The sequence below is a fragment of the Enterobacter sp. SGAir0187 genome, assembly GCF_002952735.2.
Taxonomy (GTDB): domain Bacteria; phylum Pseudomonadota; class Gammaproteobacteria; order Enterobacterales; family Enterobacteriaceae; genus Enterobacter; species Enterobacter quasiroggenkampii.
Window position 1 is genome coordinate 835,897 of sequence record NZ_CP025034.2, and the last position, 21,600, is coordinate 857,496.

At 57.0% G+C, this 21,600-nt stretch carries 24 protein-coding genes and 1 riboswitch; of the genes, 11 read left to right on the plus strand and 13 right to left on the minus strand.

The window, feature by feature from the left end; genetic code table 11:
• Positions 1-2 precede the first annotated feature (2 nt).
• Genes rutD through rutG form a run of 4 tightly spaced genes read left to right on the plus strand, consistent with a single transcriptional unit; the run spans position 3 to position 3,251 of the window.
• On the plus strand, positions 3-803 hold the full coding sequence (gene rutD, locus CWR52_RS04095; RefSeq protein ID WP_104948905.1) for a pyrimidine utilization protein D: 801 nt from the start codon (positions 3-5) through the stop codon (positions 801-803).
• Positions 804-812: 9 nt separating this feature from the next.
• Positions 813-1,403, plus strand: a complete 591-nt coding sequence (locus CWR52_RS04100) for a malonic semialdehyde reductase (protein ID WP_104948906.1) — start codon at positions 813-815, stop codon at positions 1,401-1,403.
• Positions 1,404-1,412: 9 nt separating this feature from the next.
• Complete coding sequence (gene rutF / locus CWR52_RS04105) at positions 1,413-1,907, plus strand: NADH-dependent FMN reductase RutF (RefSeq protein WP_023327078.1); 495 nt, start codon at positions 1,413-1,415, stop codon at positions 1,905-1,907.
• A gap of 21 nt (positions 1,908-1,928) precedes the next feature.
• On the plus strand, positions 1,929-3,251 hold the full coding sequence (gene rutG / locus CWR52_RS04110) for a pyrimidine utilization transport protein G (protein WP_104948907.1): 1,323 nt from the start codon (positions 1,929-1,931) through the stop codon (positions 3,249-3,251).
• 73 nt (positions 3,252-3,324) lie between these two features.
• On the opposite strand, the gene CWR52_RS04115 is transcribed toward rutG, so the two are convergent.
• From CWR52_RS04115 to CWR52_RS04130, 4 genes are all read right to left on the minus strand, one after another.
• On the minus strand, positions 3,325-3,846 hold the full coding sequence (locus CWR52_RS04115) for a GNAT family N-acetyltransferase (protein ID WP_104948908.1): 522 nt from the start codon (positions 3,844-3,846) through the stop codon (positions 3,325-3,327).
• Between the two features lie 6 nt (positions 3,847-3,852).
• A complete protein-coding gene (locus tag CWR52_RS04120) occupies positions 3,853-4,122 on the minus strand; it encodes a DUF1778 domain-containing protein (protein WP_008499829.1) in 270 nt (89 codons plus the stop codon).
• A gap of 61 nt (positions 4,123-4,183) precedes the next feature.
• The gene (locus CWR52_RS04125; RefSeq protein ID WP_104948909.1) at positions 4,184-5,101 is read right to left on the minus strand and encodes a DMT family transporter; all 918 of its coding nucleotides are present in this window, start codon (positions 5,099-5,101) and stop codon (positions 4,184-4,186) included.
• Positions 5,102-5,218: 117 nt separating this feature from the next.
• Positions 5,219-5,389, minus strand: coding sequence for a general stress protein (locus CWR52_RS04130; RefSeq protein ID WP_023311077.1), 171 nt, complete (start codon positions 5,387-5,389; stop codon positions 5,219-5,221).
• 391 nt (positions 5,390-5,780) lie between these two features.
• Between CWR52_RS04130 and wrbA the strand changes: the two genes are divergently transcribed.
• Together wrbA and CWR52_RS04140 are read left to right on the plus strand one after the other, a co-directional pair.
• Positions 5,781-6,377: an NAD(P)H:quinone oxidoreductase gene (gene wrbA / locus CWR52_RS04135; RefSeq protein ID WP_006809323.1), complete on the plus strand. Its 597-nt coding sequence runs from the start codon at positions 5,781-5,783 to the stop codon at positions 6,375-6,377.
• A gap of 20 nt (positions 6,378-6,397) precedes the next feature.
• Positions 6,398-6,625: a YccJ family protein gene (locus CWR52_RS04140; protein ID WP_008499832.1), complete on the plus strand. Its 228-nt coding sequence runs from the start codon at positions 6,398-6,400 to the stop codon at positions 6,623-6,625.
• A 33-nt stretch (positions 6,626-6,658) separates the two neighbouring features.
• Here CWR52_RS04140 and agp read toward each other — a convergent pair whose 3' ends face one another.
• Entirely contained in the window at positions 6,659-7,900 is a 1,242-nt protein-coding gene (gene agp, locus CWR52_RS04145; RefSeq protein WP_104948910.1) for a bifunctional glucose-1-phosphatase/inositol phosphatase, read from the minus strand.
• 152 nt (positions 7,901-8,052) lie between these two features.
• On the opposite strand from agp, the gene CWR52_RS04150 reads away from it, so the two are divergent.
• Positions 8,053-8,496 carry a winged helix-turn-helix transcriptional regulator gene (locus CWR52_RS04150; protein WP_045908316.1) on the plus strand — a complete coding sequence of 148 codons (444 nt, stop codon included), beginning with the start codon at positions 8,053-8,055 and terminating at the stop codon, positions 8,494-8,496.
• Between the two features lie 124 nt (positions 8,497-8,620).
• Entirely contained in the window at positions 8,621-9,415 is a 795-nt protein-coding gene (locus tag CWR52_RS04155) for an SDR family NAD(P)-dependent oxidoreductase (RefSeq protein ID WP_104948911.1), read from the plus strand.
• Between the two features lies 1 nt (position 9,416).
• Here the strand turns inward: CWR52_RS04155 and CWR52_RS04160 are convergent, their stop codons facing one another.
• A complete protein-coding gene (locus tag CWR52_RS04160) occupies positions 9,417-9,776 on the minus strand; it encodes a winged helix-turn-helix transcriptional regulator (protein ID WP_063621345.1) in 360 nt (119 codons plus the stop codon).
• 100 nt (positions 9,777-9,876) lie between these two features.
• Between CWR52_RS04160 and CWR52_RS04165 the strand changes: the two genes are divergently transcribed.
• A complete protein-coding gene (locus CWR52_RS04165; RefSeq protein ID WP_104948912.1) occupies positions 9,877-10,626 on the plus strand; it encodes an SDR family oxidoreductase in 750 nt (249 codons plus the stop codon).
• 1 nt (position 10,627) lies between these two features.
• Here the strand turns inward: CWR52_RS04165 and CWR52_RS04170 are convergent, their stop codons facing one another.
• A complete protein-coding gene (locus CWR52_RS04170; RefSeq protein WP_104948913.1) occupies positions 10,628-11,131 on the minus strand; it encodes a DedA family protein in 504 nt (167 codons plus the stop codon).
• 159 nt (positions 11,132-11,290) lie between these two features.
• Positions 11,291-11,460: riboswitch (M-box (ykoK) riboswitch) on the plus strand.
• A gap of 60 nt (positions 11,461-11,520) precedes the next feature.
• Here CWR52_RS04170 and CWR52_RS04175 point away from each other — a divergent pair.
• A complete protein-coding gene (locus CWR52_RS04175) occupies positions 11,521-12,522 on the plus strand; it encodes a magnesium transporter (protein WP_104948914.1) in 1,002 nt (333 codons plus the stop codon).
• A gap of 42 nt (positions 12,523-12,564) precedes the next feature.
• On the opposite strand, the gene CWR52_RS04180 is transcribed toward CWR52_RS04175, so the two are convergent.
• The gene (locus tag CWR52_RS04180) at positions 12,565-13,641 is read right to left on the minus strand and encodes a LacI family DNA-binding transcriptional regulator (RefSeq protein ID WP_104948915.1); all 1,077 of its coding nucleotides are present in this window, start codon (positions 13,639-13,641) and stop codon (positions 12,565-12,567) included.
• Positions 13,642-13,910: 269 nt separating this feature from the next.
• On the opposite strand from CWR52_RS04180, the gene CWR52_RS04185 reads away from it, so the two are divergent.
• Positions 13,911-15,176 (plus strand): maltoporin, encoded by a 1,266-nt coding sequence (locus CWR52_RS04185; protein ID WP_104948916.1) that lies wholly within the window; start codon positions 13,911-13,913, stop codon positions 15,174-15,176.
• A 104-nt stretch (positions 15,177-15,280) separates the two neighbouring features.
• Here CWR52_RS04185 and CWR52_RS04190 read toward each other — a convergent pair whose 3' ends face one another.
• The 5 genes from CWR52_RS04190 to CWR52_RS04210 form a co-directional block, all read right to left on the minus strand.
• The gene (locus CWR52_RS04190) at positions 15,281-15,523 is read right to left on the minus strand and encodes a glucose PTS transporter subunit EIIB (RefSeq protein ID WP_077064051.1); all 243 of its coding nucleotides are present in this window, start codon (positions 15,521-15,523) and stop codon (positions 15,281-15,283) included.
• A gap of 567 nt (positions 15,524-16,090) precedes the next feature.
• Positions 16,091-18,148, minus strand: coding sequence for a beta-galactosidase (locus CWR52_RS04195; protein WP_104948917.1), 2,058 nt, complete (start codon positions 18,146-18,148; stop codon positions 16,091-16,093).
• Positions 18,149-18,175: 27 nt separating this feature from the next.
• Positions 18,176-19,378 carry a glycoside hydrolase family 53 protein gene (locus tag CWR52_RS04200; protein WP_104948918.1) on the minus strand — a complete coding sequence of 401 codons (1,203 nt, stop codon included), beginning with the start codon at positions 19,376-19,378 and terminating at the stop codon, positions 18,176-18,178.
• A 2-nt stretch (positions 19,379-19,380) separates the two neighbouring features.
• The gene (locus CWR52_RS04205) at positions 19,381-20,232 is read right to left on the minus strand and encodes a sugar ABC transporter permease (protein WP_032639498.1); all 852 of its coding nucleotides are present in this window, start codon (positions 20,230-20,232) and stop codon (positions 19,381-19,383) included.
• A gap of 11 nt (positions 20,233-20,243) precedes the next feature.
• The gene (locus CWR52_RS04210; protein WP_104948919.1) at positions 20,244-21,548 is read right to left on the minus strand and encodes a carbohydrate ABC transporter permease; all 1,305 of its coding nucleotides are present in this window, start codon (positions 21,546-21,548) and stop codon (positions 20,244-20,246) included.
• Between the last annotated feature and the right edge of the window lie 52 nt (positions 21,549-21,600).

Below are 21,600 nucleotides of genomic sequence, written 5' to 3' on the forward strand. Positions count from 1 at the left end.
CCATGAAACTCTCCGTCTCGCCGCCCCCGTATGAGGGTGCGCCCGTGGTGGTCCTTATTGCCGGTCTCGGCGGCAGCGGCAGCTACTGGTTGCCCCAGTTGGCCGCGCTGGAACCGGAGTATCAGGTGGTGTGCTATGACCAGCGTGGAACGGGCACTAACCCCGACGCCTTGCCGGAAGGCTACAGCCTGGCACAGATGGCGGATGAACTGGCCCAGGCGCTGGCTGAGGCCGGTATCGCGCGCTACAGCGTTGTCGGCCATGCGCTGGGGGCACTGGTCGGCCTGCAGCTGGCCCTCGACCGCCCCGACGCCCTCACCGCGCTGGTGTGCGTCAACGGCTGGTTGACCCTCAACGCGCATACCCGCCGCTGCTTTCAGATCCGCGAGCGCCTGCTGCATTCCGGCGGCCCGCAGGCGTGGGTCGAGGCGCAGCCGCTGTTTCTCTATCCGGCAGACTGGATGGCCGCCCGCGCTCCCCGCATTGAGGCCGAAGAAGCGCTGGCGCTGGCCCATTTTCAGGGAAAAGCCAACCTGCTGCACCGGCTCAGCGCCCTGAAAAAGGCCGACTTCAGCCGCCACGCCGCACGCATCCGCTGCCCGGTACAGATCATCTGTTCCGCCGACGATATGCTGGTGCCCTCTGTCTGCTCGTCTGAACTGCAGGCAGCGCTCCCGCACAGCCGCAGCGCGGTGATGCGTCAGGGCGGCCATGCCTGCAACGTCACCGAGCCGGACACCTTTAACACCCTGCTGCTTAACGGGCTGGCCAGCCTGCTGCACAGTCATGAACCCGCTTTATAAGGAGCTGTAATGAGCGAAGCCATTAATCCCACCGCGCTGGAAACGCTGTTCACCGGCGCCCGCACCCATAACGGCTGGCAGGATATTGCCGTCAGCGACGAGACGCTGCGCGAAATCTACGACCTGATGAAATGGGGGCCAACCTCCGCTAACTGCTCCCCGGCGCGCATTGTGTTTGTGCGAAGCGCGGAGGGAAAAGAGAAGCTGCGCCCGGCGCTCTCCAGCGGCAACCTGGAGAAAACGCTTACCGCCCCGGTCACGGCGATTGTGGCCTGGGATAGCGAGTTTTATGAGCGCCTGCCCGAGCTGTTCCCGCACGGCGATGCCAGAAGCTGGTTTACCGTAAGCCCCGCGCTGGCGGAAGAGACCGCCTTTCGCAACAGCTCAATGCAGGCTGCCTACCTGATTTTCGCCTGTCGCGCGCTGGGGCTGGACACCGGCCCGATGTCGGGCTTTGACCGCCAAAAGGTCGACGAGGCCTTTTTCACCGGCACGACACTTAAAAGCAATCTGCTGATCAACATTGGCTACGGCGACACGGGCAAACTTTACGGCCGCCTGCCGCGCCTGACCTTTGACGATGCCTGCGGGCTGGCGTAAGGAGCGATGATGACGACACCGGATAAACAAACCTTTCGCGATGCCATGGCCTGCGTCGGCGCGGCGGTGAATATCATCACCACCGACGGTCCGGCGGGGATGGCAGGCTTCACCGCCAGCGCGGTGTGCAGCGTCACGGATTCACCGCCCACCCTGCTGGTGTGCCTGAACCGCGGCGCGTCCGTCTGGCCGACGTTCAGCGAGAACCGCACGCTGTGCGTCAATACCCTCAGCGCCGGACAGGAGCCGCTCTCAAACCTGTTTGGCGGCAAAACGCCGATGGAAGAACGCTTTGCCGCCGCCCGCTGGCAGACGGGCGACACCGGCTGCCCGCGTCTGGAGGATGCGCTGGCCTCGTTTGACTGCCGCATCAGCCAGGTGGTGAGCGTCGGCACCCATGACATTCTGTTCTGCGATATCGTTTCGATTATTCGCCACCCGGCGCCGCAAGGGCTGGTGTGGTTTGACCGCGGCTACCACGCGCTGATGCGACCCGCCTGTTAAGGCGCTCTAAGGAGACAGACCATGTTCGGATTTCCCCACTGGCAGTTGAAATCGACCTCCACAGACGCTGGCGTGGTCGCGCCGGATGAACGACTCCCGCTCGGGCAGACGATGGTGATGGGCGTCCAGCACGCGGTCGCCATGTTTGGCGCCACGGTGCTGATGCCGATGCTGATGGGACTCGATCCCAACCTCTCGATTCTGATGTCCGGTATCGGCACCCTGCTGTTCTTTTTTGTCACCGGCGGGCGCGTGCCCAGCTATCTGGGATCCAGCGCCGCCTTTGTCGGCGTGGTGATCGCCACCACCGGATTTAACGGCCAGGGAATCAACCCCAACCTGAGCGTGGCCCTCGGCGGCATCATCGCCTGTGGTCTGGTGTATACCCTGATTGGTCTGGTGGTGATGAAAATCGGTACGCGCTGGATCGAGCGCATGATGCCCCCGGTCGTGACGGGCGCCGTGGTGATGGCGATTGGCCTGAACCTCGCCCCGATTGCGGTGAAAAGCGTCTCCGGCTCGCCGTTTGAAAGCTGGATGGCCGTCGTGACCGTGCTGTGCATCGGCCTGGTGGCGGTGTTTACGCGAGGCATGATCCAGCGGCTGCTGATCCTGGTCGGGTTGATTGTTGCCTGTCTGGTGTATGCCCTGCTGGCGAACGTTTTTGGTCTGGGCAAGCCGGTGGATTTTACCCTGTTGCATCAGGCCGCCTGGTTTGGCCTGCCGAAGGTGACCTCGCCCACCTTTAACACCCAGGCGATGATGCTTATCGCACCGGTGGCGGTAATCCTGGTGGCAGAGAACTTAGGTCACCTGAAAGCGGTTGCGGGAATGACCGGACGCAGCATGGACCCGTACATGGGCCGCGCGTTCGTTGGCGACGGGCTGGCGACCATGCTTTCGGGCTCAGTCGGCGGTAGCGGCGTTACCACCTATGCCGAGAATATCGGCGTGATGGCGGTGACCAAAGTTTATTCGACGCTGGTCTTCGTGGCGGCGGCGGTGATGGCGATGCTGCTCGGCTTCTCGCCGAAATTCGGCGCGCTGATCCACACCATTCCGTCACCGGTGATCGGCGGAGCCTCAATCGTGGTGTTTGGGCTGATCGCCGTGGCCGGCGCGCGGATCTGGGTACAGCACCGGGTCGATCTTAGCCAGAACGGCAACCTGATTATGGTGGCGGTCACGCTGGTGCTGGGCGCGGGCGATTTTGCCCTGACGCTGGGCGGGTTTACGATCGGCGGGATTGGCACGGCGACCTTCGGCGCGATCCTGCTTAACGCCCTGCTGAGCCGCCGGATGGCTGCTGCGCCGCAGGGCGAGGTGGTGCGTCAGGAGTCGTGAAATCTCAATGTCGGGTGACGGCGATGCCTTACCCGACCTTTACGTTCCGTAAGAACACCCTAATGTCAGGCAATCACGCCTGCTCAAACAGTCGTTCGATAGATTTTGTAGGAAAGAAAAGAGAATGGCTGTTTTCACCCGTCAGCGGAATAAAACCCTGCTTCAGATAAAATCGTTTTGCCCGGTCATTGAGTGCATCAACAAATATTCCGTGTACGCCCACCGCCTGCGATGCCAGATAGACAACCCGCATGGCATGCGTGACGAGCGTCGTTCCCCACTCCTGTCCCTGCAGGTCTTTATGTATCGCCAGACGTCCCAGCGTTACGCTCGGTACGTTGCTATAAGGGATCCGACGCTGCTGAGTCTTAGAAGGCAGCATCGCTTTTTCAAAACAGCTCCCAGACAACGTGTAATAGCCCTGGACTCGCGGACGATCGCGCTCTTTAAGCAGATAGCCTCGTAAAATACGCCCATTGTGCTGACGCACCAGATGTTCTGTGAGGAAGACATTTAGCGAGGGTTCGCCACAATCGAAATCCCTGAAATCATAATCTTTTCCCTCTGAAAACATTTCGACCGTGAGATTTTCCACGACGCTTCACTCCATGTTTCGAAGACGTTTTGCCGCTCGCTTCAGGCGTTCATTTGGCTCTGGCGGATTGTCGATGGCATCCATCACCGCATTCCATGATGCTTCGTTTAAGACGAGACGGCGATGCTGTTCGATGACCTCCGCAGCGCGCTCTGACGCACTGTTCACCATAAACTGGGTGATCGTTTGGTTCGTCATCGCCGCCGCTTCTTCAATCATTGTTTTGTCTTCGTCCGTTAAGCGAAGATCGATACGCTGTTTTTTAAGTGCTGGCATGATTTACTTCATCGTGTACGGTAATTATCCGTACACATAGTAGATAAACCCGTCTATTTTTTCAATCTAAACCTTCTTCAGCTGTCATATCGCTCACCTGGCTCCGACGTTTTCTGAGCTTCAACTCGCTCACCAGCACCCCGGCGACAATAAACGCCGCGCCCACCAGGGCCAGCAGCGGCAGACGTTCCCCGGCCAGTCGCCCGAAAATGCCCGCCCAGACAGGTTCACCGGTATAAATCACCGTCGCGCGGGTTGGCGATACGCTGCGCTGCGCCCAGTTCATGGTGACCTGAATAATGGCGCTGAAGAAACCCAGGCCCAGTGCGACCACAATCAGCCCAGTGGACATCGGCGGCACGGACTCCCCTGCCGGAACCATCGTCGCAAAGGCCACCAGCGAGGCCGTGGCGAGCTGCACCACCGTCACCCGCTTAACGTCCACCTTGCCCGCCCAGGCGCTGATCAGAATAATTTCCGCCGCAATGGCAACCGCCCCAATCAGGGTAATGATCTCGCCCGGCCCCAGCGCCAGGAGGTTGTTTTCCGGCCCGGCCAGCAAAATCAGACCGATAAACGCCAGCACGATCCCAATACAGGACATCAGACCGGGCAGCAGCCCCAGGCACAGCCACTGCAATAGCGGCACCAGCGGCACGTACATCGCGGTGATAAACGCGGATTTGCTGCTGGAGATGGTCTGCAATCCCCACGTCTGCAGGCTGTAGCCCATCGCGATCGCCACCCCAATCGCCACGCCCGCCTTAAGCTCTTTGAGCGTCAGACCCCGCAGCGTGTTAAGGGATATCAGCCCCACGGCTATCGCCGCCGTTGCAAAGCGCAGACCAACAAAAAAGAACGGATCGCTAAGGGTCACCGCGTACTGAACGGCCAGAAACGTCCCGCCCCAGAACATGGTGATGAGAATGAGGATGGCTTCCTGCGGTTTAACGGAGAATTTAAAGCGTGAGACAGACATGCGACACCAGCAAGTGAGAACAATTCTGTAGTGTGCGTTGCCTTTGGTTACAGTTCAATGTTGCAGAAATAAAAAAACCGCCGGGATATCCCGGCGGCAGGGGTTCAACCCGGCGTGTTACTTACTGCTGCCGTGGCTGTTTTTCCCCCCTTTCTTGCCAGCTTCAGATGCGCGTTGCGGGTCATTCTTGAAGTTACCTCCGCTATGCTGGCCACCTTTACGGCCTGCTTCTGATGCTCTTTCACGGTCTTCTGCGAAATTACCTGAACCACCACGATGGTTTGCCATCTCTAACCTCCAGAATGTGAAACATTAGACATCATATTGCATTCAGTAAAAGAGGATTCTTTCACCTCGCGGCTCAAGGACAACGCCTTTATCTGTGCCGCGTGAAACTAAGCTTAGTGGAATGAGGTTATCCGGCAAGTCGAAGGTAATATCCTGCAACATGATCTCAGTCTTTCGGGTGAGATGACGCGGCGGCAATCCATAAGCCTTTCTTATCATTTTAAAAATCGGCTCCGGGAAAGTTGTATCATTTTGCTACAAAGGCATTTTTCTCTTCATGTTGTTATAAATCAAATAAATGGCGTTCATTTTTGCAGTCTGGCTGTGATGACATATCTTTAAAAGAACGCAGCGATCCGCTGTCAGAAAAACCAACGAGGAGTGATGCAAAATGGCAAAAGTTCTGGTGCTCTATTATTCCATGTATGGACACATTGAAACCATGGCTCACGCGGTAGCAGAAGGTGCAAACAGGGTTGATGGCGTAGAGGTTGTGGTGAAACGCGTACCGGAAACCATGCAGGCGGAAGCCTTCGCGAAAGCCGGGGGAAAAACGCAAAATGCACCGGTTGCCACCCCGCAGGAGCTGGCGGATTATGATGCCATTATCTTCGGCACCCCGACCCGCTTCGGCAATATGTCAGGCCAGATGCGTACCTTCCTCGATCAAACCGGCGGACTTTGGGCATCCGGGGCGCTCTACGGCAAACTCGCCAGCGTATTCAGCTCTACCGGGACCGGCGGCGGCCAGGAGCAGACGATTACCTCAACCTGGACTACCCTTGCTCATCACGGGATGGTAATTGTGCCAATTGGCTACGGCGCGCAGGAGCTGTTTGACGTTTCCCAGGTGCGCGGCGGTACGCCGTACGGCGCAACCACCATTGCCGGTGGGGATGGCTCACGTCAGCCAAGCAATGAAGAACTGTCTATCGCCCGCTATCAGGGTGAATATGTCGCGGGTCTGGCCAAAAAACTGAACGGCTAACACCCAACAGGAGGACAAGCATGCCAACTCAAGAATCCAAAGCTCACCACGTGGGCGAATGGGCAAGTTTACGCAACACCTCTCCGGAGATTGCCGAAGCTATCTTTGAAGTCGCGAAGTACGATGAAAAGCTGGCCGAGCAGATTTGGGAGGAAGGTAACGATGAGGTGCTGGTGCGCGCCTTCGAAAAAACGGACAAAGACTCGCTCTTCTGGGGCGAGCAAACCATCGAACGTAAAAATGTCTAAGCGTTTCCCCCCGCCGCAGCGGGGGGTTCTCTCTTACTTCGCCGCGTTATTCATCACCGCATTGAATTTATCAACAGGACAGAAGCCGTTCGCATCCACCGGGCAGCCCTTGAGCTCCAGCGTCACGCGCTGTGCCGGAGACTGCAGCGACAACACGCTGGCGTTGCGCAACTGCTCTGAGCTCTGGTAGACATACTCAATTTTCATCAGCTCCTGGTTGGCATTTTTGTCATGCCAGCGCTGGAATACAATCTTGCCGCCGATCGGGGTACGTTCCTGCTGATCGTGCAGCTGATACGGTTTGAAATCGAGGGCGGTGAGCAGGGAAGCAATGTTCGAATCATGCCCCACCAGCAGGGTGATTTTCGGCGCTTTCGCCTGGTCGGTAACCAGCGTTTTATCGATATATTTCACCAGCGGCTTCGCCACGTTTTGCGCCACCTCGGTGGAGGTAAACAGCGAGTCCTGATAGCCGTTCTTTAGCTTCGACAGCACGCGCCACTGCTGGTCGGTTTTGATTTCTCCCCAGGCGACCTGGTCGGCCGGGAAGCCTTCGTAATACTGCAGCGTGAACGCATCCACCAGCGAGTTGCCCACCTTCAGCGGCCCGGATACGCCAGGCTCTTTTTCATAGTCGGCGCTGAAGGTATCTTTCGCGTCCGCCAGCGAGCAGACCTTTTTCTCTTTGCAGGACGGCGAGTCGGCGTAGTTCGTCATCTGCTCCAGCAGCTTATAGCTTTCGCCAAGCTGCATTTTCTGCCGTTCCGCCTCCATCGCCTTGAGCGCTTTTTCGCGGAATTCCGGCGAATTATCGGTGATCACCGGATTAAATGTCGGATCCATGGTGCCCATTTTTTCCTGATGGTGCACGGGCACATCGCAGCCCGGGAACGCGCCGGTGATAAAGAATTGCGCGGTGGCGACGGTGCGCTGCAGGCTGTTAGCATAGGCATAAACACTCTCCGCCGGTGGACATTCACCCGTCTTCACCATCCCCTGCTGCGCCAGCCACTCGCGCATGTAATGGCCCATATAGACCTCCAGCACGCCCCCTTTGGTTGTGAGCTGACCGCCCGGCACCTCCCACTCCGGCCACTGCTTCGGCGTGGACTGCTCCAGCACGCTGCCGTTGTTAGCCAGCGGTGCGCGCAGGTTATGGCGACTCATGATTAAAACTTGCTCCAGCTGATACCCTTCCGGCGTCTCTTGCGCCTGCACGCCAAACGTTGCTGAAATGGAACCGGCGACTGCCAGCGCGAGTAATGCTTTTCTCATCCCTAATTCCTCACTCGTTTTAAAATGTCGCGCTCAGTGTGACAGATTCGTCACAATTTTCCGGGAAGCATTTCTCAAACTGATGATTAACGTGCTTACGGTGTGTACGGATTAGTTTTATAATAAAACCATACCCCACCGGAGAATTCGCTGTGAAACGTACCCGCCTTGAAGAGAGCACCTGCCCCGTCGCCCGTTCGCTGGATATTATCGGCGACTGGTGGTCGCTGCTGATCGTCCGCGACGCGCTCCGCGGGATTAAACGCTTCGGCGAGTTTCAGAAAAGCCTCGGTATCGCGAAAAACATGCTGACCACGCGGCTCAAGCTGCTGGTAGACGAAGGCATTCTCCGGCTTCAGCCCGCCTCCGACGGCAGCGCCTGGCAGGAATACGTCCTGACCGACAAGGGACGCGCCCTGCAAACCGTGCTGGTTGCCCTGTCCCAGTGGGGCAATGAATTTTTGTTCGCGGAAAACGAATGCGGCACCGTGCTGGTCGATAGCGAACAGCGCAAACCCCTGCGCAAACTGGCGCTTATTGCCGACGATGGCCGCGAACTGACGCCTGAAGAGATCGTGGCCAAACTCCCCTCCTGACCGTTCCCGACGGCAAAAGCACAAAATGATCGCCAATATGGTTGCATTATAAAACCAAATAGCCGAAAGTTAATTCAGTTTCATATTGAAACCAAATAACCCACTTTGACTGAGGTAATGCACGATGACTACGCAAATCACCACCGCCCTGATTACGGGTGCCTCTTCCGGGATCGGTGCCGTCTATGCCGATCGCCTTGCCGCGCGCGGTGCTAACCTGGTCCTGGTCGCCCGCCGCGAGGATCGCCTGAAAGCTCTCGCCGCCGACCTGCGCGCACGCTATGGCGTGGCCGTCGATATTCTGGTGGCCGATCTCACCGATGAAGCCGGGATCAGCGCGGTAGAAGACGAACTGCGCAGCAATACCGCCATTGATACGCTGGTTAACAATGCGGGCACCGCGCAGATGGCACCGTTCCTCGCGGGCGAGGTGGCGCAGCATCAGGCCATTAACACCCTGAACACCACGGCGCTGATGCGTCTGACCTACGCCATCCTGCCGCGCCTGGCACAGAACAATCGCGGCACGCTGATCAATATCGCGTCCGTGCTGGCGCTGCACGTCCGGGCGGGCAGCGCGCTCTACAGCGCCACGAAGGCGTGGGTATTGAGCTTTACCCGTGGGCTACAGGAAGAATTTGCCGACAGCAACGTGCGTATTCAGGCCGTACTGCCCGCCGCCACCGCAACGGAGATCTGGAGCCATTCAGGCGTCACGGTGGACGATCTGCCGGAAGGATCGGTAATGACCACCGACGATATGGTGGATGCGTCGCTGGCGGGTCTGGATCAGGGCGAACCGATCACCATCCCGCCGATGCATGATGCCGCACTGTGGGACCGCTACGAAGCGGCGCGCCTTGAGCTGTTTAGCAGCGCGCGCACCGGCATCCCGGCACCGCGCTACGTAAAACAGTAGCCTAACGCTGAAGCTGGTCGCCGTACTCGCTCATCCAGGCGGCCAGCGGCGAGAGCGCATCCTGCAGGGTTAACCCCAGCCCGGTAATCTGATACTCCACGCGCGGCGGGATCTCCGGATAGACCGTCCGCGTCACCAGCCCGCGCTGTTCAAACAGGCGCAGCTGCTTCGTCAGCTCTTTCTGGGTGATGGGGGCAGCCGCCCGCAGCAGGTCGCCAAAGCGGACAGGCGTATTAATCACAATAAGACGATAGAGGATCGGGATTGCCCATTTGCCGGAAATCAGGTTTACAAACTGCGTCATCGGGCAGGTATAGGCCTCAGATTTTTTTTCACAGCACTCTTCCAGCATTTCTGCCATAGCACACCTCTTGCCTCTTTAGTATCCATTTGGTACCTGGTTTCCTTTCGATACTAACGTTTCTATAGTGCTTTCTCCAGTGACATTTCAGGAGAAGAACATGGGTCGTTTAACCGATAAGTATACGTTGATTACCGGCGGCACCAGCGGTATCGGTCTCGCCACCGCGCAGGCATTTATCGCCGAAGGGGCGCACGTCGCCGTGACCGGACGCAACCCGGACACCCTCGCCGAAGCAGAGCGCATTCTGGGCGATAAGGCCTGGGTGATCCCAACCGATGCGGGCGATATCGCATCGCAAAAAGCGCTGGCGGCAACCCTCGCCGCCCGCTGGCCACGCCTGGACGCGGTCTTTCTCAACGCCGGCGACGTGACGCACGCGCCGCTGGAAGCCTGGCAGGAAGAGACCTGGGACCGTCTGATGAACATCAACCTGAAGGGACCGTTCTTTTTAATCCAGGCGCTGCTGCCGCTGCTGAATAACCCGTCGTCGGTGATCCTCTGCGGCTCCGTGAGCGCGCGCATCGGACTGCCCACCAGCAGCGTGTATGCCGCGAGCAAGGCCGCCCTGCTGTCGCTGGCGCGCACGCTGTCGGCGGAACTACTGCCGCGCGGGATCCGCGTCAACGGCCTGAGCCCCGGTCCGGTGGAAACCCCGGCCTTTACGAAAACGGGCTTAAGCGAAGAGGCGCTTAACGCGATGATGGCGGAGATCATCAAACTGGTGCCGCTGGGCAGAATGGGCTCGACGGCGGAGCTGGCAAAAGCCGCGCTCTATCTCGCCTCCGACGAGTCGAGCTACACGGTAGGCACGGAGTTGCTGGTGGATGGCGGAATGGGGAGTTTGTAATTCAAAAGGCGCTGATGCCGGTGACGATGCCAACATACAGCGCCGCCCATACGCAGGCGGAAATCAGGCTGACGGCGTAGACCTTTGCTGCATTCAGCCTGAGCATCCCCGCCGCCAGCGGGACGATGTAACGCAACACCGCCAGAAATCGCGACGTAAACAGCACGATGACACCGTTCTTTTGCAGCTGATGCTGTACCCGCAAGAACTTGTCGGCATGCTTTGAGGTAAAACGCGTGACCAGCCGGGTGTGCCCCATCAGCTGGCCGATATGGTAGTTCAGCACCGATCCTGCCGTTGCCCCCAGCACCACGGCGAGCCACGCCAGCGCCGGGTGCATGCTCCCCTGGCTGACGCCGATGCCCGCCAGCAGCATCACCGAGGCGGGCGGCAGCACGGAGGAGATCAGCACCGTCGATTTGCTCAGCGCCATTGCGAATAACAGCGCGAACAGATGTGCCGGATACAGCGCAAAATGATTCAGCAGATTATCAAGCCACGCCATTTTCCCCTCCCCCGTTAATTATTTAATTCTCCATTTAAAATGAATAACCTTAAATAAATCCTCAACATTCTATTATTAATATTCTCCTAAACCGTTCTTAAACATTTTTTAAATTCCTGAGCGGCAACGTTAAATAAGCGTATTATCCCTCTCGTTTTACAACGATCTCGTTATGGCGAGGCTCCTGTACAAATACACGTTATCGCTCTGGTAGGTTCGAGAGAATCGACACAGGGTAAAACAGGCACTGTCGAATCAAGGCTTTGTCAGTATAACTTCCCTCGCGGGATACGGTGTACAGTGCTGAACCCAGGACGTGGGGATCTCCTCTTCGACATGCCCTGTCTTGCTCGCCCCTGAGAGATGTTATTATTCAAAGGGAATTCACTATGTCTTACGCTATTCACAACCAAAACCTGGCATTCAATGACAGCGCGGTCGCGCAATATATGAATACCGATTTTATCGTTCTCGATATGGCATTATGCGTGGCGCTGGCGCGCGAGCAATTCTTCGAAAAATTAAAAGACGATGATATTCCGTCGCATATTTTTATTGAAGACAATGGCCGCCTTGCGGGGATGGTTGCCGTGCGCAAACTGCTACAGACCACAGATACCGTACAGCCAATTAAAAGCCTGATGATTTCGCAGTTTTTGCAGGTCAAACCGGAGGATGAACGTGCCGATGTTGCCGGACTGCTGGCGCACGGCGGCGCGGATGTGGTGCCCGTGGTCACCCACGGCAAGCTCGTCGGCTGCCTGACCGAGCGCGAAATCGCTCATCTGCTGGAAGATGACGTCACCGAAGATGCTCAGCTTCAGGGGGCGACGCTGCCACTGGAGAAGCCTTATCTGGAGACCAGCCCGTATAGCCTGTGGAAAAAACGCTCCGTCTGGCTGCTGCTGCTGTTTGTCGCGGAGGCCTACACCAGCTCGGTGATCCAGCATTTTGAAGAGGCGCTGGAGTCCGCCATCGCGCTGGCGTTCTTCATTCCGCTGCTGATCGGCACGGGCGGCAACAGCGGGACGCAGATCACCTCCACCCTGGTGCGCGCCATGGCGCTGGGGGAAGTGCGTTTGCGCGACGTTGGCCGCGTGCTGCGTAAAGAGATGACCACCTCGCTGATGATTGCCGCCACGCTGGGTCTGGCCGGATGCGTTCGCGCGTGGATGATGGGGATTGGGCTGGAAATCACGCTTATCGTCAGCCTGACGCTGGTGTGCATTACGCTGTGGAGTGCGATTGTCTCGTCCGTCATTCCGATGGTGCTCAAGCGCTGCGGCATTGACCCGGCAGTCGTCTCCGCGCCGTTTATCGCGACGCTGATCGACGGCACCGGGCTGATTATCTACTTTAAGATCGCCCAGTACACGCTGGGGCTGGAGTAATCTTGCGAGCACCGCTTTCACGCGAATGCGGTGCTCACGCCGCTACGCGTCACCAAGCTGATGCGCAATCTCGCGCAACTGCTGGGCCAGCGCCTGGAGATTTTTCCCCTTTGCCCCTTTTGGCCCTGTAGACTGCCGCACCACCAGACGAGCAGGCAAAATCGAGGACATGCGCAGCGCATTATCTTCGCCACTGTCGAGAAGACGGCGCACCGCCTCTTTACCCTGCAGGTCTAAATCCAGTGAGACCGTCGTTAGCGCCGGGTAGAAAAACGAGCTTTCGTAGGTGTCATCATAGCCAATCACCGACTTCTCGCCCGGAATTGAAATTTGCTGCTGATGGAACGCGCTCAGGACGCCGAGTGCCATCTGGTCGTTGCCCACTAGCACGGCGGAAAAGTGCGGCGTTTCGCGCAGCATCTGCAGCGCGCCGGCATACCCGCTCTGTGCATCCCAGTTGCCGCGTATCACCGAGGCAGGCTCCAGGCCATAACCCTTCAGGGTTTCGATCCAGCTTTTCAGCCTTAACTGCGCCGAGACAGAGGACTCTGGCCCCGCCAGCAGGGCGATGTCGCGATGGCCCAGTTCGTAGAGGTATTTAACGCTCGCACGGGTACCGTCAGCTGGGTTAAATGAAACGTTAAACACGGAACTGTACGGGTCCACATCCAGGAACAAACAGACGATATCGTCGTTGTCTGTGGCGATTTTCTGCGCCTCTTCGGCCTCCAGCGGCACGTTGATGATCACCTTGCTCACCAACTGAGACTTCAGTTCGTTGATAGAGTCCTGAATGCTGTGGTTGACGTTCTCATCGATCATTGAAATCAGGACCTGATAACCCTCCACGTTCGCATAGCGTTTTACCGCCGCCGCCACCTGAGAAGGGGCATGCAACGCGAGCGAAATTGTCACCAGCCCGATGGTCTGAGTCTGTTTGCCGACCAGCTGCTGAGCCAGGCGGTTGGGCACATACCGTAATAACTCTATGGATTTCTCCACCTTGCTACGCGTGGCGTCGGATACATTGGCAGATTTATTCAGTACCCTGGACACGGTCTGATAAGAGACGCCCGCATGGCGTGCCACGTCCTCTAATGTTGCGCTTTTCGACTTCATGGTCCGGTTCCTTATGCTGTTATACGCTGATTGTAACAGGGGCGCTGAATAAAAACGCTAATCGCCCTCTCACTGCTGGCATAACACCTCAAAAAAGTATGACGCTCACAATACCGCAACGCCTGTAAAATCTCATTGCCTGATACAAAATTGTCTATTTTATTTGCACTTAATCACACATTTATGATCGCGCAATTGCCAGTCAGAAGGTTTAGGCATTTTATGACAGCGGATTTGTGAACGTATTACAAAACAATAAGAGGGTAACAATGAACACGACGATCCGCTCTGTATCTGTTGCGCTGGCTGCGGCGCTAGCGTCTCCTTCGCTGTTTGCAGCGTCTTCAGTACCGATTGATTTTCATGGATATCTTCGCTCCGGCGTGGGCGTCTCACGGGATGGTGGGATGGAGGAGTGGCAAAAAAATAAAATTGGCCGTCTGGGTAACGAAGCCGATACCTACGGTGAGCTGGAGCTGGGCTCTGAGGTTTACAAAAAGAACGACGTCAGCTTCTACCTCGACAGTATGGTGAGCATGGTGTCTGACGGCTCTAACGATAACGAGACTACCTTCGGTGATGATGCCCAGTTCGGTCTCCGTCAGTTGAACCTGCAAATCAAAGGCCTGATCCCGGGCGATCCTAACGCGGTGATTTGGGGCGGTAAACGCTATTACCAGCGCCATGATCTGCACATCATTGATACTAAATACTGGAATATCTCGGGTTCCGGCGCGGGTATTGAGAACTATACGCTCGGCCCAGGCGCAGTCTCCGTGGCGTGGATCCGCGGTGATGCCAACGACGTAGACTATCGTGTTAACGGTGACAACGACGTGAACATCAACTACATCGATCTGCGCTATGCGGGCTGGAAACCATGGGCAGGTGCCTGGACCGAAGTCGGTATCGACTACGCTATGCCCAACCCAACCAACAAGCAGAAAGAGTACGGCGGGCTCTACGAGGCCGATAACGGCGTGATGGTGACCGGCGAAATCAGCCAGGACATGCTGGGGGGTTACAACAAGCTGGTGTTGCAGTACGCCAACAAAGGGCTGGCGCAGAACATGGTGTCCCAGGGTGGCGGCTGGTACGACATGTGGAACTATGTGAACGATGCAAGCGGCTACCGCGTGATCAACACCGGCCTAATTCCCATTACCGACAAGCTCTCCTTGAACCACGTGTTGACCTGGGGGTCGGCGGACGACACCACGCAATTTACCGATAAATCGCGCCTGGTTTCCCTGGTCGGTCGCGCGCAGTATCAGTTCACCGAGTATGTCCGTCTGATTGGCGAAGTGGGTGGTTTCTATCAGAAAGATACCTACACCGACGGCTCGAACTACAAGCAGAGTGGCGAGAAGTATACCCTCGCGCTGGGTCTGGCAGACGGCCCTGATTTTATGTCACGTCCGGAACTGCGTGTGTTTGCCTCCTACCTGAATGATTCTGAAAAAGGAAAATCGTTCGAGGACGGCACGGCGAATAATACCTGGAACTTTGGCGTACAGGTCGAAGCCTGGTGGTAAGTCTTCATTTTTAAAATGCGTTAATCGTTATTGTATCTCCAGCTATTTGCAGCCTATATCTCTGCTCGGGGATAGCCATTATTTTGGCTATCCCTTTTTTATATTTAATGATTAAAATGTTTATCTAATAACTGGCGTAATGTATCAGACTGCCTGCCAAATATGGCGTGCACCTGCTGACCGATAATAATTACACCCAACGCCCCTTCATTCTGTAACGCCTGTGAATCAACCTTATTTAAGTCTTTAACCGTCACGCGCAGGCGGGTAATACAGGCTTCGACGTGCTCGATATTATCGTCGCCGCCAAATGCCGGAATTAAACGCTGGGTAATTTGACTGTCCATAATACGCCTCTCTGTTATGCAGATAAAAAAATGCCTGCTCGGGGAGCAGGCGTTTTGTGCCTTGTTGCCGGGACGGTGCGGTCTGATGCCCTCACCCCAACCCTCTCCCACAGGGCTGAGGAATCCCCACAAAATAATACCAGCACGGACGACCCCCTCTCCCTTGAGGGAGAGGGCTGGGGTGAGGGGGAACATACGGCTCTGGTGGTCATTCCGTTCACTTTATGTTCCTTGCTACTCTGTAAGGACATGGCCGGTGAACGTGCCAGGGCGGCTCAATCGCCACCGCCCTGGCGACCCGGGCTCCCGGCGGTAAATCGCCGCTTCGCGGTGCCTTCGGCTTATTCCTTCCGGCTTTTCGGGGACGGGCGGAGGTAACGTCCCTGTAAAGCCCGCCCTCTCGGCGCATCCATGCGCCTCGCCCCGGCCGGAAGGCAAACGCCTCAGCGATTTACAGCCGGACCAGGGCATCGCTGTAAGCCATTCATTTTCCTGAAGTCACATGCATCGCTTCAGGTATAAAATTACTGGGGATTCCTCACCCCACAGGGAGAGGGAGAAAATCAACTACGCTTTACGCCTGAGCACCCGACAGTCCCACGCCAGCAGCACGGTATCGCCCGCTGCGGCGGCGTCTGTCATGCAGTCGGTATACCCTTGCGGCAGCGTGATGCACTGCTGCTGTGCCGTGTAGTTCTGCACAAACACCCAGGTGGTTTCGCCGTCCGTACGCGCCGTCGCGACCACGCCCGGTGGGAAATCCCCCTCGACCGCGCGCGGCAGCGCCAGCTCGTCGATAATCCCGGCGAAGAAATCGCGCTGGAACGGCAGGTCGTTGCGCGAGGCCACGTGCCACGCCTTGCCTTTGCCGAAGCGGTTGACCGTCACCGCAGGGCGACCGGCGTAGAAATCATCCCGGTAGGTCGCCAGCACCTGCGCAGACTCAGCGTGGATCAGCTCGCACAGATGTCGGACCTGATACGGCCCCTGTAGCCCTGACGCATTACCCGCCAGCCCCTGAACCAGGTTACGTTCGCCGTCATCCAGGCAGTCTATCTCCTCAGCCCAGACCCCCACCAGCTTGCGCAACGGTCCCGGGAATCCTCCCAGATGGCAAAGATCCGTTTCATTCACCACCCCGCTCCAGTAGGTTGTCACCAGATGCCCGCCCGCAGCGACAAAGGCCTCCGCTTGTTCGGCAAAGCCTTCGCGCACCATGTAGAGCATTGGCGCAATGACCAGCGCGTACGGGCTGAGATCGCAATCGGCGTCAATAATATCCACCGCGATGCCCTGCTCCCAGAACGGACGATAGTGCTCGTTAACGGTTTTCTCGTACTCCATCCCCTTGTTGCGCGGCCCTTCGGCATCGTCCAGCGCCCAGCGGTTTTGCTGGTCGAAGATAATCGCCACCCGGGCTTCTGTACGACAGCCCGCGACACCCGACAAACGTTCAAGCATTTCACCAAGGCGCGTCACTTCCCGCCCGACGCGGGTATCAAGGTGGCCCACGTGATCGATCACCGCGCCGTGGAATTTCTCCACCGACCCGCGGCTTTTACGCCACTGGAAGTACTGCACTGAATCCGCCCCGTGCGCTGCCGCCTGAATAGACGAGAGAATGTGCATCCCAGGCTTTTTCAGCTTGCTGGTCGGCTGCCAGTTAGTCGTGCTCGGCGTGGACTCCATCAGCACAAAGGGTTTGCCGCCCTTAAGGCTGCGCATCATGTCGTGATACATGGCGGTGTAGCAGGCTAGCGCCGTTTCGTCTTTCTCCTTGTGCCACATCGGGTAACTGTCCCAGGAGATGAAGTCGATCGCGTCAGCAAGCCGCCAGTAGTCGTAATCGTAGAAATACTCCATAAAGTTGGTGGTCACCGGCAGTTCCGCATTCGCGGCTTTCAGCGGGGCCACTTCATGGCGGCAGAAATCCGTCACCTGCGCGGTGTTGAAACGCCGCCAGTCGAGGTTCAGGCCATGAATCGACACTTCCCCCTGCGGCGCAGGAGACGCAATCTGCGACCAGTCGGTGTAGGTATGGCTCCAGAAGGTGCTCCACCATGCATGGTTCAGCGCGTCGAGGGTTTTGTAGCGCGCCTTCAGCCAGTCGCGAAAGCGTGACTGGCACAGGTCACAGTGGCATTCTCCGCCGTACTCATTTGAGATATGCCAGCCCAGCACCGCCGGATGGTGTGAATATCGCTCAGCCAGCAGGCCGTTTATTTTTAGCGTTTTAGCACGGTATACCGGGGATGACATGCAGTGGTTATGACGACCTCCGTGCAACGCGGGCACGCGGTTGCGTCCTACGCGCAGCACCTCAGGGTATTTTTGCGACATCCAGGCCGGGCGCGCGCCGCTAGGCGTCGCCAGGAAAATATGAATACCGGCCGCATAGAGTTTTTCAATAATATTATCCAGCCACGCAAAATCATATTCCCCCTCGCGCGGCTCGAGCTTCGCCCAGCTAAATATTCCCACCGACATCACATTGCATTTCGCCTGCTGCATCATAGCGATGTCTTTTTCAATAATACCGGGGTAATTCTCCCATTGTTCCGGGTTATAGTCGGCGCCATGCAATAACGCCGCGACCTTCGAGCTTAAAGGCGCAAATTTATTCATATTAAAAAGGTCCTGAATGAAAATAAATTACTTAAATACCGTTACTGACGGCAGCACTTTTCCCTGACAATCAAATAACGCCTGGTTTTCGCGGGCATTTCCCTCTTTCCAGTCGTCATGGATATATTTCATGCCGGTTTTGGTCGCCCATGTGGTACCCGGCACGGCGATCCAGGTAGGCTCCCAGTAAAAGATCCCCTTGCCGCGATGGTCCGGAACATCAATAACGGACTGCATTAAATCGTGAATATAATCGTACTGACCCTGAACGGTGCCCGGATAGCCGCCGTCTTTTTCTTCTTTCGCCTGGAAGCTGTTCTCGGCGTTATCGCAGTTTTCCAGCGTATAGCCGTAGGCCGCTTCTACCACAATAACGTCTTTGTTATAGCGTTTGCTGATGTCGTCCATATTGGCCTTCAGCGCGCTGATTGGGCCGTTCCAGTAGGTGTACATCGACAGGCCGATAATATCGAACGGCACGTTGCGCCTGGTGATTTCATCAAACCACCAGCGGAAGGTATCATTTTTGGTCCCTTCCGCCAGATGCAGCATGATCTTCACCTGTTCACCGTCGGTCAGGTTCTCCTTTAGCCCGCCAATGGCGGCAGTGAGCAAACCGGCCAGGCGGTCAAATTCGCCACCGCCCTGCCCCCAGCTTTTCCCTTCCGGCCACAGCATGCCGCCGTTGATTTCGTTACCGATCTGCACCATGTCCGGCAGGACGCCCTCTTTCTTAAAGCGGGCAATCGTGTCGCGGGTGTAGTCGTGGATCGCCGTTTTGAGCTGCGGGTAGTCCATCTTTTCCCAGGCTTTTGGTTTGTACTGTTTGCCCGGATCGGTCCAGAAATCGCTGTAGTGGAAGTCGAGCAGCAGCTTCAGGCCCTGCGCTTTCACGCGCTTCGCCAGCGCAACCGTGTTTTCCAGGTTGTTACTGCCGCCGCCGTAGGTATTGCCATCCGAATCCTGCGGGTCAACCCACAGGCGCAGGCGCACATAGTTCACGCCGTTCGCTTTGAGGATCGCTATCGCATCCTGCTGCTGACCGTTCTGATTATAAAATTTGGCACCGTGCTGTTCGGCTTCCAGCAGGGTCGAAATATCCGCCCCCTTGATGAAATCCGCCGGCATAGCGTTAAAAGGACGCGTTTTCACCGCGTCAGCAGCAAAAGCGCCTGCGGCAAGGCCACATGAGAGGCAAACGGCGAGCAAAGCGGGTTTGAGTCTTTTCATGATTATCCTTTGGTACTCCCGGAGGTCAGGCCGGAGACGAAGTATTTTTGTAACGCCAGGTAGAGGATCGCCACCGGTACGGCAATCAACACCGCGCCTGCCGCGTAGGTGGTGTAGCTGGCACCCATTTTTTGCGCCACCAGGTTATAAAGCCCAATGGGTAACGTGAATTTGTCCGGGGTGCGCAAGATGGTGCTGGAGAGAATGAAATCGCCCAGCGGCCCGGTGAAGGAAAAGAGCGCCACCACCGCCACAATCGGCTTCGAAAGCGGCATGATGATTTCGATGAAAATCCGAAAATTGCTGGCTCCGTCCATGCGCGCGGATTCGTCCAGATCTTTCGGGATGGCATCGAGATAGCCTTTCATCAGATAGGTGTTCATCGGGATCATGCCGCCCACATAGATCAGCACCAGCGCGAGATGGCTATTGATGAGGCCCAGCAGCTGCGACAGCACGAAGATGGCAATCAGCGCCGAGAACTGGGGAATCATCTGCAGCAGCAGGAACAGCATCAGCCCGTTCTGACGCCCCTTAAAGCGGAAGCGCGAAAAGGCATAGGCCGTAAAGCTCACGCTGATGAGGGTCAGCACCATGGTCAGGAAGCTGATTTTCATCGAGTTCCAGTACCAGGTCATGTAGTTCACCTGGCCGTTGAACAGGTCGGCATAGTGCTGGACCGAAAAGTTCTCCGGAATAATCGACGAGCTGAGCAGGCTGTTACCGGCGTTGAATGACGCCCCGACCGTCCACACCAGCGGGTAAATGATGATTGTCGACACCAGCACGATAACCAGCCAGGAGAGCGAGAGGCGTACCCACTTCTCACGTTTAATACTTGGTGATTGAGCCATTGTTACGTCCCTTACGCCATGTCGTCATTTTTGAAAGATTTGGTGGCGCGGAACTGCCACAGCGCCAGGCCGACGACGAAAATCGACAGCAGGATGGTAATGGTCGCCGCAATCGCGTACTGCGAAGAGGACATCGTCAGCTTGTAGATCCACGACACCAGAATGTCGGTCCCGCCCGCATTTGACCCGACCACCGCCGGACCGCCGTTGTTAAACAGATAAATAATGTTGAAGTTATTGAAGTTGAAGGTGTACTGGGTGATCAGAATCGGCGCAATCGAGTACAGCACCAGCGGCAGCGTGATGGTGCGCAGCTTGGTCGCGCTGCTGGCACCATCCATGGTGGCCGCTTCATACAGATCGTCAGGGATCGCCTGCAACACGCCGGTGGTCATGGCGAACACAAACGGGAAGCCGAGCCAGGTCTGCATCATAATCAGCGCCGTTTTGGTCCAGAACGGGTCGGTCATCCAGGCTTTTGGCGCAATGCCGAAGAAGGCCAGAATCGCGTTGTTAATCACCCCGAAGGAGTCGTTGAACATCCCGGCAAACACCAGAATGGTGACAAAGCCCGGCACCGCCCACGGCAGGATAAAGATGGTGCGGATCAGCGGCTTAAAGCGCAGATCTTTCTGGTTAACCAGGATGGCCAGCAGCACGCCTACCGAGCATTGCAGCGTGGTGGCGAGCAGGGTCCAGACCACCGTCCACTGGAGCACGTCGAAGAAGGTCGAGCGCCAGATGGAGAGCGTGAAAATATTGATAAAGTTCTTAAAGCCAACCCAGTCCACCAGCTTAGCCGGCGGCGTGTGGTACAGGTTGTAGTTGGTAAAGGCGATGGCAAAGCCGAACAGAATGGGGAATACCACGACAAACACCAGCAGGATAAAACCCGGCGTGATCATCAGATACGGGAAACCGTCGCTGAGCAGCATCTGATACTGCTTGCGCACGCTACTAAGCCGTAAGCCTTCGTCACGTCGACGGCCATTTGCCCACGCATCCCGCATCGACAGGGCATACACCGCCACGCCAAACGCGCCAATCAACACGCTGATGATCCCCTCAGCCAGCAGGAAGATGGAATTGTCACGCGGCACCTCCTCGCCAAGCGTCACCAGCCCCCACAGCCCTTCGCGCAAAAAATCAGCGAATACGCCGATAAAACTGGCCAGCAGCACCAGGAAGATGATCCCCTTCAGCCACTGGCGATGGTAGAACTGACCGAAGCCAGGGATGACCGCCAGCAGCAGCCCAGTCCAGGCATGACGCCCGGCCACGCGCGGTTTGGCAATATGTTCCGGGATGATACTCACAGACAACTCCTTTCAATAAACGGGAGAGCAGCCTCCCGTTCGGTGACGTCAG

Coding starts and splice junctions, on each gene's coding strand:
- rutD (WP_104948905.1), top strand. CDS start 3: ATGAAACTCTCCGTCTCGCCGCCCCCGTATGAGGGTGCGCCCGTGGTG.
- CWR52_RS04100 (WP_104948906.1), top strand. CDS start 813: ATGAGCGAAGCCATTAATCCCACCGCGCTGGAAACGCTGTTCACCGGC.
- rutF (WP_023327078.1), top strand. CDS start 1,413: ATGACGACACCGGATAAACAAACCTTTCGCGATGCCATGGCCTGCGTC.
- rutG (WP_104948907.1), top strand. CDS start 1,929: ATGTTCGGATTTCCCCACTGGCAGTTGAAATCGACCTCCACAGACGCT.
- CWR52_RS04120 (WP_008499829.1), bottom strand. CDS start 4,122: ATGCCAGCACTTAAAAAACAGCGTATCGATCTTCGCTTAACGGACGAA.
- CWR52_RS04125 (WP_104948909.1), bottom strand. CDS start 5,101: ATGTCTGTCTCACGCTTTAAATTCTCCGTTAAACCGCAGGAAGCCATC.
- CWR52_RS04130 (WP_023311077.1), bottom strand. CDS start 5,389: ATGGCAAACCATCGTGGTGGTTCAGGTAATTTCGCAGAAGACCGTGAA.
- wrbA (WP_006809323.1), top strand. CDS start 5,781: ATGGCAAAAGTTCTGGTGCTCTATTATTCCATGTATGGACACATTGAA.
- CWR52_RS04140 (WP_008499832.1), top strand. CDS start 6,398: ATGCCAACTCAAGAATCCAAAGCTCACCACGTGGGCGAATGGGCAAGT.
- agp (WP_104948910.1), bottom strand. CDS start 7,900: ATGAGAAAAGCATTACTCGCGCTGGCAGTCGCCGGTTCCATTTCAGCA.
- CWR52_RS04155 (WP_104948911.1), top strand. CDS start 8,621: ATGACTACGCAAATCACCACCGCCCTGATTACGGGTGCCTCTTCCGGG.
- CWR52_RS04160 (WP_063621345.1), bottom strand. CDS start 9,776: ATGGCAGAAATGCTGGAAGAGTGCTGTGAAAAAAAATCTGAGGCCTAT.
- CWR52_RS04165 (WP_104948912.1), top strand. CDS start 9,877: ATGGGTCGTTTAACCGATAAGTATACGTTGATTACCGGCGGCACCAGC.
- CWR52_RS04170 (WP_104948913.1), bottom strand. CDS start 11,131: ATGGCGTGGCTTGATAATCTGCTGAATCATTTTGCGCTGTATCCGGCA.
- CWR52_RS04175 (WP_104948914.1), top strand. CDS start 11,521: ATGTCTTACGCTATTCACAACCAAAACCTGGCATTCAATGACAGCGCG.
- CWR52_RS04180 (WP_104948915.1), bottom strand. CDS start 13,641: ATGAAGTCGAAAAGCGCAACATTAGAGGACGTGGCACGCCATGCGGGC.
- CWR52_RS04185 (WP_104948916.1), top strand. CDS start 13,911: ATGAACACGACGATCCGCTCTGTATCTGTTGCGCTGGCTGCGGCGCTA.
- CWR52_RS04190 (WP_077064051.1), bottom strand. CDS start 15,523: ATGGACAGTCAAATTACCCAGCGTTTAATTCCGGCATTTGGCGGCGAC.
- CWR52_RS04195 (WP_104948917.1), bottom strand. CDS start 18,148: ATGAATAAATTTGCGCCTTTAAGCTCGAAGGTCGCGGCGTTATTGCAT.
- CWR52_RS04200 (WP_104948918.1), bottom strand. CDS start 19,378: ATGAAAAGACTCAAACCCGCTTTGCTCGCCGTTTGCCTCTCATGTGGC.
- CWR52_RS04205 (WP_032639498.1), bottom strand. CDS start 20,232: ATGGCTCAATCACCAAGTATTAAACGTGAGAAGTGGGTACGCCTCTCG.